Origin of the sequence: Paenibacillus humicus NBRC 102415, from assembly GCF_004000905.1 — a bacterium.
GTDB classification, from domain to species: domain Bacteria; phylum Bacillota; class Bacilli; order Paenibacillales; family Paenibacillaceae; genus Paenibacillus_O; species Paenibacillus_O humicus.
Genome location: NZ_BIMD01000010.1, coordinates 113,100 through 124,236, shown reverse-complemented (window position 1 = coordinate 124,236; position 11,137 = coordinate 113,100). Strand labels below are relative to the sequence as shown.

The following is an 11,137-nucleotide window of genomic DNA, read 5'->3' as shown; positions in this document are numbered from 1 at the left end:
CAAGGCCAGGCCGGAGGCTCTCCCGAGGCTGGCGCCGCGGGCACGGCGGATGCCACGGGCGGACAAAGCCAGGCAGGAGACGCCGCCGCTTCCGGAGCGGCAGGCGGCGGGCATACGCAGAGCGCCGCGCCGTCCTATGGCCCGATGATGGTCGACGGCGCGCCGCTGCCCGGAGTCATGCTTTCCGCCGACGGCAGCGTAGCGATGCTCCAGTTCCAGTTCACCGTGCAGCAGACCTCGCTGCCCAAATCGGTGACGGACAGCGTCATCGCAGCCATCGACACCGTCGAGCAGAACGGCTCCGGCATCACCGCGCTGCCCAGCGACTCGCTGACGGGCAAGCCCGCCATCGGCTCCACGGAAGCCATCGGCGTAGCGGTCGCCGCCGTCGTCCTGCTGATGACGCTCGGCTCGGTCGTCGCCGCAGGACTGCCGCTGCTCTCCGCCCTGCTCGGGGTAGGAATCAGCGTCGGCGCGGCGTTCGCCTTCTCCAAGTTCATTCCGATGACCGACATCACGCCGGTGCTGGCGCTCATGGTCGGCCTGGCCGTCGGCATCGACTACTCGCTGTTCATCGTCAACCGCCAGCGGCGGATGATGCTCGATCAGGGCCTCAGCGCGCGCGAAGCGGCGAGCCGCTCCGTCGGCACGGCCGGCAGCGCGGTCTTCTTCGCCGGCTTGACCGTCATCATCGCCCTCTGCGGCATGCTCGTAATCGGCATCGCCTTCCTGTCCGCGATGGCGCTGGTCGCCGCTGCGACCGTCTTCGTCAACGTCCTGCTCTCCCTGACGCTGCTGCCTGCGCTGCTTGGCCTCATCGGCGAAAAGATCGTCTCGCCCAAGGCGCGGGCAAAAAACGCCGCTTCGTCGAAAAAAAGCCACGGCTTCGCACATCGCTGGGCCACAGGAGTCGTCAAGGCCCGTTGGCTCGTCGTGATCGGAGTCGTGGCCGTGCTCGGCGCTGCCGCGATTCCGGTCGCCAAGATGGAGATGGGCATTCCCTCCGGCGCGACCGCCAATCTCGACACTCCCGTCAGGCAGAGCTACGACGCCATCTCCGACGGCTTCGGCGAAGGCTACAACGGCCCGCTGCTCCTCGTCGCGGAGCCTGCCTCGGAATCCGGCGCCATTACGCCGGAGGGTCTCAACAAGCTGGTCCAAGGGCTTCAAGGCCAGGAGGGCGTCGCTCTCGTCTCGCCGATGGGCATCAACAAGACCGGCGACATCGGCATCATCAGCGTCATCCCGACCACGGGACCGACCGACGCGGCAACCCGGACTCTCGTCCAGGAGCTCCGCGCTCCCGACTCCGCCGTCGCCAAGGAGAACCATGTCACGATCGGCGTCACCGGCTTCACGGCCATCAACATCGACATGTCCTCCAAGCTGGCCGACGTATTCCCGACCTACATCCTCATCATCGTGATTCTGTCGGTGATCATTCTCCTGCTCGTGTTCCGTTCGATCATCGTTCCGATCAAGGCTACGGTCGGCTTCCTGCTCAGCGTGCTCGCCACGTTCGGCATCACCACCGCCGTCTACCAATGGGGCTGGCTCCATTCCATCTTCGGCTTCGACACGGGCGGTCCGCTGCTCAGCTTCATGCCGATCATGGTGACCGGCATCCTGTACGGCCTCGCGATGGACTATCAGGTGTTCCTCGTCAGCTCCATGCGGGAATCGTACGTCCACGGACATAAAGGAACGGACAGCGTCATTCACGGCTATGAGCAGTCCAGCCGCGTCGTCGTGGCGGCCGCCGTCATCATGGTGTCCGTATTCGCCGGCTTCATCTTCGCTCCGGATATCATGATCAAGCAGATCGGCTTCGCCCTCGCGGCAGGCATCCTGATCGACGCCTTCATCATCCGCATGACGCTCGTGCCCGCCGTCATGGCCATCTTCGGAGATGCGGCCTGGAAGCTTCCGAAGTGGCTCGACCGCATGCTGCCGAACCTCGACGTCGAGGGGGACAAGCTGATCGCCCAGCTCAACGCCAAGGAGCAGGCAGCGCATCACGGGACCGTTCAAGGCCAGGATCGCATTTAAGGCCGCGAAAAAGACAAAGGCACCTTCTGTAAATAACCAAGGCCGATACTCCTGTGTCGGCCTTGGTTATTTAGGGGGTGCATTTTTTATGGGCTTAAACGATCAGGGCATGAAACGAAACCGCATCACCGGTCTCGGGACGCAAAAAAAAGCCTCCCGGCCGGGAGGCTCATGAGGCATAACCGGTTCGCGCCGGCTGCCGGATCAGGCAGGATGGCTACTTGCGGCTGCCATGCAGGTATTTTTCGGTCAGCACCGCGAGCAGCTCGATGCCGACTTCGTTGTGGCCGCCTTCCGGAATGATGATGTCGGCGTACTTCTTGGACGGCTCGATGAACGCTTCATGCATCGGCTTGACCGTATTGAGATACTGGTCGTGGATGGAGTGGATCGTGCGGCCCCGCTCCTCGATGTCGCGCAGCACGCGGCGCAGGATGCGGACATCCGGGTCGGTGTCGACGAACACCTTGATGTCCAGCAGCTCGCGCAGATGCTCGTCCGAGAGGACATGCAGCCCCTCGATGATGACGATATTGCTCGGCTTCAGCTCGACGGACTTGTCCGTGCGGCGCGCGTGAACCGTGAAGTCGTAGACGGGAGCCTGGGCGCTCAGCCCCTGCTTCAGCGTTTTGAGATTCTCGATGAGCAGCTCGTTGTCGAACGCGAAGGGATGATCGTAGTTGATCTTCTCCCGATCGCTCATGCTGAGCTCCGAGTGATCCTTATAATAGTTGTCCTGCGAGACGAATGTCACTTTGCCCGGTCCCATCCGGTCGATGACGGAGCGGGCGACGGTCGTCTTGCCCGAGCCGGTGCCGCCGGCGATTCCTATGATAAGCATAAAGCTTTGTTACCCCCCAAATTACATGCAATTCCTGTAGTTTAGCACAGCCGGGGGATTTTTTCACCCGTTGGAAATCATGTTTTGGAGCCTCGGAGCGGCAAGTTCCGGGATTGGACAAATCCGGTGCGATTGCTTTTCCAACTTTTGAACCCTCAAGGGAAAAGGAGGGGGAAACCATGGTTATTGAGCCTTGTTTCTCATCTGGATACTCAATCCGCGCTCGGCTCGGGAAGCGGTCGTACCTTAAAACACCTTGTCCCGACTGGGGTTTCGAACCTGAACATGTAAACCTCATAAACAAGATGCCATGTCAAATATGACTAAGCTGCTGCCCAATATGAACTTCAATCAGCAGGCTGATTACTCAGCCCTCTCCACCCCGCCCCCATACTTGCTCCGCAGCCGCCGTACCGCATCCATCAGCTCCCGCCCCGCGAGCTTCTCCGCCTGTCCGTACAGCGGCTCCCACAGAGCCATCCACTCCCGCCGCTCCGGCTCCTGCAGATCGGCGATGTTCATCCAGCGGCCGCTCCGCATTTCCGCGAGCTCCTTGCGGCTCATCTCCCGCGCGCTCTCGTTGGCCCAGCCGGTCGTCTCCCGCATCGCCTCCTGGATGATGGCCTGCACATCCGGCGGCAGGCTTTCCCAGAAGGAGCGGTTCATCAGCACGGCGTACCCGAGATAGGCGTGATTGCTGACCGTCATGTATTTTTGCACCTGATAAAACTTCTTGCTGTAAATATTCGTGATCGTGTTCTCCCCGCCGTCGACGCGGCCGCTCTCGTAAGCCTTGTACACGCTGTTGAACGGAATGTCCGCCGTCGTGGCGCCCAAAGCCCGGAACTGGGCATCGACGATCGGGCCGGGCAGGATGCGGACCTTCATGCCGCTGAAATCCTCGGGATGCGCAAGGGGCTTGCCGTTCGCCGTCATCTGCTTGAACCCGTTGCCCCAGAAGGCAAGGCCGATCATGCCCCTGCTCTCCAGCCGCTTGAACAGCAGCGAGCCGACCTCGCCGCTGAACGCCTCCTCCACCGCTTCTTCCGAGCGGAAGGCGAAGGGCAGGTCCATGACGCTCCACTCCGGCATCCGGGTCGACAGATTGGAAAAGGCGGGCGCGATCATCTGCACATCCCCGCGGGCCAGAGCGGCCTGCTCGTCCGGCTCCGTGAACAGCGTTCCGTTCGGGAACAGCTGCACCTGCACCTTGCCGCCGGACTTCTCCTCCACCAGATCGGCGAACCGCTGCGCCGCCAGCCCCTTGGGCGTGTTCTCCGCCACGACGTAGCTGAACTTGATGACATGCCTGCCGCTGATGCCCGTCTGCTCGTCGTCCGCCGGCAGCGGACCGGGCAGCTTGTACCCTCCAAGCCAGAACATGGACAGCACGGCCGCCGCTGCCAGCAGCAAGCCGCCGCCCCACAGCCTGAGCCTTCTTCTCATTCCTCCGCACCTCCCGTCCTCATTTCGGCCTTATCTCGGTTTCATCCCAGCTTCAGCTCGGCCTTATCCCAGCTTCATTTCGTCCCTATCCTCAGCCCTCGTCCACATCTTCATGAACCTCATCTTATCCTACCTGACGGCTGTTGGAGAAGCCCGCCCCCGGGATCGCCGCAGGTTTGCAGGCCTCATGCTCTGGTGTATGATGGTGGAAAAAGTGCTTGTTGACCCTATCCCATCCCGCAAGGAGACAGGCCCGACCATGCTCAAGCAGCTCAAAATCAACTGGAAAATTGCCCTGCTCTCCTTCGGCGTCGTGCTGTTCGCGCTCATAGCCGGCGGCGGCGTAGCGGTCGGCAGCATCCTCCATCTGCAGGAGGAGGAGCTCGGCAGACGGCTGCTCGTCACCGCAAGGACCGCGGCCCAGCTGCCCGAGATCGCCGCCGGGCTCGAGGAGAAAGCCCGGCTGCCCCAGCTGCGGGAGGCCGCCGAGCGGATCGGCATCATCCATGACGCGACGTATGTGGTGGTCATGGACATGCAGCATAAGCGGCTGTCGCATCCGGTGCCGGACCGTGTCGGCACTTATTCCCGGGGAACCGACGAAGGGCCGGCATTCGCCGAGCACAGCTATGTCTCCAAGGCGAAGGGCGAGCTCGGAACGGCGCTGCGCGCTTTTGTCCCGGTCATGGACAACTCCCATATGCAGATCGGCACCGTGCTCGTAGGACGCGTCCTCCCCTCACCCGGAGAGGTCATTCTTCCCTTCGCCGGGCAGATCTCCGCCATCCTGCTGCTGTCGCTGCTGGTCGGCCTCGCCGGCTCCTGGGCGCTGGCAAGACAGATCAAGAAGGATATGTTCGACATGGAGCCGCTGGAGATCGCCCGGCTGCTGGTGGAGCGGGACGCGACCTTCCATGCGATGCATGAGGGCGTCATCGCCATCCACAACGACGAGCGGATCGCCGTCTTCAACGAGCGGGCGCGCCAGATCTTCCATATCGACGGCGAAGTCGTCGGGAGGCCTATCCGCGAGGTTCTCCCCGATACCCGGCTGCCGGAGATTCTGGAGCTTGATGCTCCGATCTACCAGCAGGAAATCTTCATCGGCGGCCAGCATATTGTCAGCAACCGCGTGCCGATCCGTGTGCAGGGGCATACCGTCGGCGCCGTAGCCATTTTCCAGGACCGGACCGAGGTGGCCCGGATGGCGGAGGAGCTGACCGGAGTAAAAGCGTTCGTAGACACGGTTAGGGTCCAGAACCACGAGTATATGAACCGGCTGCATACGATCGGGGGGCTGATCCAGCTCGGGCAGGGCGAGCAGGCGCTCGACTATCTGTTCCGCATGTCGGGCGAGCGGGAAGAGCTGAACCGGTTTCTCGGCACCCGGTTTTTCCATGACAGCCTGACCGGGCTGCTGCTCGGCAAAATCAGCCGCGGCCAGGAGCTCGGCATCGATGTTCAGATCGATCCCCACAGCCGGCTGCAGCGTTTCCCGGAGCATCTCGACCATCATGATTTCGTCGTCCTGCTCGGCAATCTGATCGAGAATGCCTTCGATTCGCTGGCGGAAGCCCCCGAGCCGAGGCGCGTGCTCGTCAGCCTGGAGCAGGACGAAGAGCAGCTGTCTCTGCTCGTAGAGGACAACGGCTGCGGCATGGATGAGCATGTCCGCCGCCGCATGTTCGAGCGCGGCTTCAGCACGAAGCCCGGAGACGGCCGCGGCATCGGCATGCATCTGATCGCGGGCATCGCGGAGAAGGGCGGAGGAACGATCCGGGTCGAGTCCGCGCCCGATGCGGGCACATCCATCACGCTGTTCTTCCCCATGGCGGAGAAGAGGCAGCCGGAAACAGGAAGGAGCGAAGTTCAATGATGGTTGAAGTCATCCTGATCGAGGACGATCCCATGGTCCGCGAGGTCAACCGGCAGTTCGTGGAATCGGTGGAAGGCTTCCGGGTCGTCGGCACCGCTTCGGGCGGACTGGAAGGCATGGAGCTGATCCGCCGAATGAATCCGGACATGGTCATCCTCGACATCTACATGCCCGGACTGGACGGCGTCCAGACGCTTCGGCAGCTGCGCAGCGAAGGCCACGCGGCCGGAGTCATCGTCATCAGCGCCGCCAACGACCGGGACACGATCCGCTCCATGGTGCAGGGCGGAGCGGACGACTACATCATGAAGCCGTTCAAGGCGGAGCGCGTGCGCGAAGCTCTCCTGCGCTGGCTCCAGCGCCGCGAGCAGCTCGGCTCCGGCGGAGAGCTGGACCAGGGCGAGCTCGACCGGTTTCTGCACGGCTCAGGCTCCGACCTTGCGGCTGCAGCCCCTCCTATCAAAAGCGGAGACAGCCTCCCCAAGGGGCTCCAGGCCGCGACGCTGGCGCAGATCATCCGTTATCTCGGGCTGCAGCCGGAAGCCGTATCGGCCGAGAGCGTCGCTGAACATGTCGGCATTGCCCGTGTCACCGCCAGACGGTACTTGGAGCATCTGGCCAAGAGCGGCCAGGTCACCCTCCAGCTTCAATACGGCGTCGGCAGGCCGGTCAACCTTTATTCGCTGAACACGATTCGCTGATCGACACCTGATCTCCATGCGACCCGCAGCCTACCCTGGCTGCGGTTTTTTTGATCGCATGCCAGACGGCACAGCGACCAGGATCCTCCCGCTCCATCTCTCTCCCCTCTCTCCTCCACGCACCATCCCCTTCATGACCATAAAGACCAAAACAACCATTATGACCGTATGCTAGCGCTTTCAATTGAAAGCGATATCATGAAGAGCAGAACCAATGACATGAACCTTCAGATGCAAAGGATGTGCAGTCCCATGTCCATACCTACAGGCGCTTCAACACCGATCATTCTCCGGCTGGAGCTCAGCCGGGCCACCGCTTCGTTCGCCCAGATCGCTACGGTCATCGGGGATACGGGCGGCGATATCGTCGCGATCGACGTCACGCGCTCGGATTCCGCCTCCACCGTGCGCGACCTCACCGTCAACGTGTACGACCAGAGCCATGCCGACCGGATCGCATCCGCAGTCGGCCAGCTTCCCGGCGTCCGCGTGCTGCAGGTGTCCGACCAGACGTTCCTGCTCCATATCGGAGGCAAGATCGAGACGACGCCCAAAACGCCGATCAAAAACCGCGACGATCTGTCCCGCGTCTACACGCCCGGAGTCGCGAGAGTATGCATGGCCATCCATGAGAAGCCGTCCCGCGCCCATACGCTGACGATCAAGCGCAACACGATCGCGGTCGTCTCCGACGGCTCCGCCGTGCTCGGCCTCGGCAACATCGGGCCGGAAGCCGCGATGCCGGTCATGGAAGGCAAGGCCGTCCTGTTCAAGCAGTTCGCCGGGGTGGATGCTTTCCCGATCTGCCTGAAAACCCAGGATACCGAAGAGATCATCGCGATCGTCAAGGCTCTCTCTCCGACCTTCGGCGGCATCAATCTGGAGGACATCTCCGCTCCGCGCTGCTTCGAGATCGAACGGCGCCTCGCCGAGGAGCTCGATATTCCCGTCTTCCATGACGACCAGCACGGCACGGCCGTCGTGCTGCTGGCCGGACTGCTCAACGCCGTCAAACTCATCGGCAAGACGCTGGAATCGTGCAAAGTCGTCGTATGCGGCATAGGCGCCGCAGGCACCGCCTGCTCCAAGATGCTGATGGCCGCCGGAGTCGGCAACATCATCGGCGTGGACCGCGAGGGCGCCCTTGTCCCCGGCAAGAGCTACGCCAACGAATACTGGCAATGGTATGCCGACAACTCGAACCCTTACCGGCTCGAGGGCAGCCTCTCCGACGTCATCGCGGACGCGGATATCTTCATCGGCGTGTCCGGTCCCGGCGTGCTGAAGACCGACGACTTGCAGAAAATGGCCCCCGACCCGATCGTATTCGCGATGGCGAACCCAACCCCGGAAATTTTGCCGGAGGAGGCCGAGCCTTATGTCCGCGTCATGGCGACGGGCCGCTCCGACTATCCGAACCAGATCAACAACGTGCTCTGCTTCCCGGGCATCTTCCGCGGCATCCTCGACTGCCGCGCCTCCCGCGTGACGGAGGAGATGAAGCTGGCCGCCGCCAAGGCGATCGCTTCTGTCGTGACGGACGAGGAGCTGAACGAGCAGTATATCATTCCGAGCGTGTTCAACCACCAGGTCGTGGAGAAGGTGCGCGAGGCGGTCATCGAAGCCGCATACGCCTCCGGCGTCGCCCGCAAGGAGACCCCCTCCAAGCCGAAAGCCTCGGCTCCAACGCCTATTTGAAGGAAACAATCCGAATCCGATCCTAACAACCGACCCGACCAGAAAGAGGGATTCCGATGAAAATCAACTTCAGAAACCTGACCGTCCAGGTGCTGACCGCTATCGTGATCGGCATCGCCATCGGGTATTTCTTCCCGAGCTTCGGCGCTTCGCTCAAGGTGCTCGCCGACATCTTCATCAAGCTGATCAAGATGGTCATCACACCGATCGTGTTTTTCACGATCGTCATCGGCTTCGCAGGCATGGGCAGCATGAAAAAGATCGGCCGCATCGGCGGCAAGGCGCTGCTCTACTTCGAGCTCGTGACGACCTTCGCCATGGCGATCGGCATCGCCATCGCCTACCTGATCCGTCCCGGCGACGGCATCGAAACCTCCGGCGTCGGCAGCAAGGCCGACGCGGTCGCCGGCTATGCGCAGCAGGCATCCGAAACCTCGCATGGCTTCAAGGACTTCCTGCTCGGCATCATTCCCGACAACGCGATCGCCGCGATGGCGAGCGGCCAGATGCTGCCGGTGCTCTTCTTCTCCGTCCTGTTCGGCCTCGCGCTGTCCATGCTCGGCGACAAGGGCCGTCCGGTTACGGAATTTTTCGAGAAGCTGAACGAAATCTTCTTCAAGATCGTCGGCATCATCATGAAGTTCTCTCCGTACGCCGCGGGCGGAGCGATGGCCTATACGATCGGCAAGTTCGGCCTCGGCTCCCTCCTCTCGCTGGGCAAAATGATGATCGCGACATACATGACGATGTTCCTGTTCATCGTTGTCGTGCTCGGCCTGATCGCCCGCTACTACAAGTTCAGCATCTTCGGCCTGATCCGCCACATCAAGGACGAGATCCTGCTCGTGCTCGGCACCTCCTCCTCGGAGTCCGCCCTGCCGCGCCTCATGAACAAGATGGAGTCCTACGGCTGCTCCAAGCCCGTCGTCGGCCTCGTCGTCCCGACCGGTTATTCCTTCAATCTGGACGGCACCAGCATCTACCTCTCGATGGCGGCGCTCTTCATCGCGCAGGCTTACGGCATCGAGCTGACTCTGCTCCAGATCGCGACCTTCCTCGGCGTGCTCATGCTCACCTCCAAGGGAGCGGCCGGCGTCACCGGCTCCGGCTTCATTACGCTCGCAGCCACCTTGGCCGCCCTGCCCGGCACGCCGATTCCGCTTGAAGGCATCGCGCTGCTGATCGGCGTCGACCGCTTCATGTCGGAGGCGCGCGCCATCACGAATCTGATCGGCAACTCCGTCGCTACCGTCGTCATCGCCAAGAGCGAAAACCAGTTCCAGCCTCTGAAGGAAGCCGGTCCTGAGCTCGACCCTTCGTCCAGCCGAGCCGCCTCTGCCTGAAGCCGGCTCCAGCAGCCGGGCGAAGTCCCTTGCGCGAAAAAACCGCAGCCCCGAGGGCTGCGGTTTTCTGCATGCTTCTTTAATCATCAGCTGCCAGCTGCAGAAAGCAGCTTGAGCCGCCTGCCTGCAGCGCAAGACTCATCCGCCGGCCTGCGCTGCGGCCAGCTTGCGCTGCTCCTCACGCTCCGGCGGCGTCAGCATCGGGCAGGTGTAGCATTTCACCCCGCCCTCGCGCCTGTCGTACATGCAGCAGGAAGACTGCTGCATCAGCTTGCCTCCCGGCTCCCAAGGATTGTCCACGTAGCGGGGCGCGTACAGGAACGGATTGCGCCGCGTCCCGAAGCATTCCGGCTCCAGCCGTCGGGAAAGCACCTCGAAGCCAGTCTCGAAACGCCGCAGCACCTCTTCGGGAAGCGGCATGGCCGACACGAATTCCCTCATGTATTCCAGCTGGCCGCCGAACTGCTGCCAGATGGCCGCAGGCTTGATCCCAGCCGCCTCGGCAGCCGCCCTTACGGCCGGAGCCGTGAACCGGATGACATAATCCCGCCAATACGCGGCCAGCCACTCCTCCGCCCCTTGCGTCGGAACCGGCAACACCTTGACTTCCTTGACCCGGTAGCCCAGATGGACATGATCGTCATGAGCTTCCACCTGAAAAACAAGGTTGCCGGCCTCCAGATCCGCGACCCCGCCATACACCGCATAGAAATAGGCCTGTGTAAGCAGCAGCTTGCCCAGCGAGGTTCCGACGAACGAAGCCGGCAGCGTCCGGTCGAGCGCCTGCACGAGGCTCCCTCCCCGATCCAGAGCTTCCCCCATGCCCAAGGAATCAAAGAGCCTTTCAGCCTCCAGCTCGAAAATCGGGTGCTCCGCGCCTTCGCGAGAAATATGGTAATACGTCTTGATGATGCCGAAATCATACGTTTCTTGAGACATCGTTTATCCACCCCGGCTTTGATATAGAAGCGTCTCCTTCTGAAAGCTTACCATAAAAGAGCGGAGCCGTAGAACTCCGCAAAAGGCGGAGCCGAAAAGCCGGAAAGGCTGCGACCCGGGTCCGAATTCCGAATCCATCCCGAACAGGGATGGATCGGCTCGGCCAGAGCGGGAGAGGAGGAATCTCTTTTGCGCAGCAAATAAAAGAGGAGCTGCCCCCTCATCATCGGCGATGACGCTGGGG

General features: G+C 62.2%; 8 protein-coding genes. 5 read left to right on the top strand and 3 right to left on the bottom strand.

Annotated features, from left to right (window positions below; all coding sequences use genetic code 11):
- A partial coding sequence (locus PHU01S_RS09310) for an MMPL family transporter (RefSeq protein ID WP_164763033.1) occupies positions 1-2,049 on the top strand: 2,049 nt, incomplete at its 5' end.
- A gap of 217 nt (positions 2,050-2,266) precedes the next feature.
- Here the strand turns inward: PHU01S_RS09310 and udk are convergent.
- Together udk and PHU01S_RS09300 are read right to left on the bottom strand one after the other, a co-directional pair.
- Positions 2,267-2,890 carry a uridine kinase gene (gene udk / locus PHU01S_RS09305; RefSeq protein WP_076357976.1) on the bottom strand — a complete coding sequence of 208 codons (624 nt, stop codon included), beginning with the start codon at positions 2,888-2,890 and terminating at the stop codon, positions 2,267-2,269.
- Between the two features lie 363 nt (positions 2,891-3,253).
- A complete protein-coding gene (locus tag PHU01S_RS09300; protein WP_127507291.1) occupies positions 3,254-4,336 on the bottom strand; it encodes a DctP family TRAP transporter solute-binding subunit in 1,083 nt (360 codons plus the stop codon).
- Between the two features lie 259 nt (positions 4,337-4,595).
- Between PHU01S_RS09300 and PHU01S_RS09295 the strand changes: the two genes are divergently transcribed.
- From PHU01S_RS09295 to PHU01S_RS09280, 4 genes are all read left to right on the top strand, one after another.
- Positions 4,596-6,212 carry an ATP-binding protein gene (locus tag PHU01S_RS09295; RefSeq protein ID WP_127507289.1) on the top strand — a complete coding sequence of 539 codons (1,617 nt, stop codon included), beginning with the start codon at positions 4,596-4,598 and terminating at the stop codon, positions 6,210-6,212.
- Positions 6,212-6,913 (top strand): response regulator, encoded by a 702-nt coding sequence (locus tag PHU01S_RS09290; RefSeq protein ID WP_127507299.1) that lies wholly within the window; start codon positions 6,212-6,214, stop codon positions 6,911-6,913. The genes PHU01S_RS09295 and PHU01S_RS09290 overlap by 1 nt, the downstream gene beginning before the upstream one ends.
- A gap of 252 nt (positions 6,914-7,165) precedes the next feature.
- Positions 7,166-8,611 (top strand): NAD-dependent malic enzyme, encoded by a 1,446-nt coding sequence (locus tag PHU01S_RS09285; protein ID WP_076357965.1) that lies wholly within the window; start codon positions 7,166-7,168, stop codon positions 8,609-8,611.
- 56 nt (positions 8,612-8,667) lie between these two features.
- A complete protein-coding gene (locus PHU01S_RS09280) occupies positions 8,668-9,954 on the top strand; it encodes a dicarboxylate/amino acid:cation symporter (RefSeq protein ID WP_127507287.1) in 1,287 nt (428 codons plus the stop codon).
- Positions 9,955-10,092: 138 nt separating this feature from the next.
- On the opposite strand, the gene PHU01S_RS09275 is transcribed toward PHU01S_RS09280, so the two are convergent.
- On the bottom strand, positions 10,093-10,893 hold the full coding sequence (locus tag PHU01S_RS09275; RefSeq protein ID WP_127507285.1) for a (2Fe-2S)-binding protein: 801 nt from the start codon (positions 10,891-10,893) through the stop codon (positions 10,093-10,095).
- Positions 10,894-11,137 lie beyond the last annotated feature (244 nt).

Coding starts and splice junctions, on each gene's coding strand:
- udk (WP_076357976.1), bottom strand. CDS start 2,890: ATGCTTATCATAGGAATCGCCGGCGGCACCGGCTCGGGCAAGACGACC.
- PHU01S_RS09300 (WP_127507291.1), bottom strand. CDS start 4,336: ATGAGAAGAAGGCTCAGGCTGTGGGGCGGCGGCTTGCTGCTGGCAGCG.
- PHU01S_RS09295 (WP_127507289.1), top strand. CDS start 4,596: ATGCTCAAGCAGCTCAAAATCAACTGGAAAATTGCCCTGCTCTCCTTC.
- PHU01S_RS09290 (WP_127507299.1), top strand. CDS start 6,212: ATGGTTGAAGTCATCCTGATCGAGGACGATCCCATGGTCCGCGAGGTC.
- PHU01S_RS09285 (WP_076357965.1), top strand. CDS start 7,166: ATGTCCATACCTACAGGCGCTTCAACACCGATCATTCTCCGGCTGGAG.
- PHU01S_RS09280 (WP_127507287.1), top strand. CDS start 8,668: ATGAAAATCAACTTCAGAAACCTGACCGTCCAGGTGCTGACCGCTATC.
- PHU01S_RS09275 (WP_127507285.1), bottom strand. CDS start 10,893: ATGTCTCAAGAAACGTATGATTTCGGCATCATCAAGACGTATTACCAT.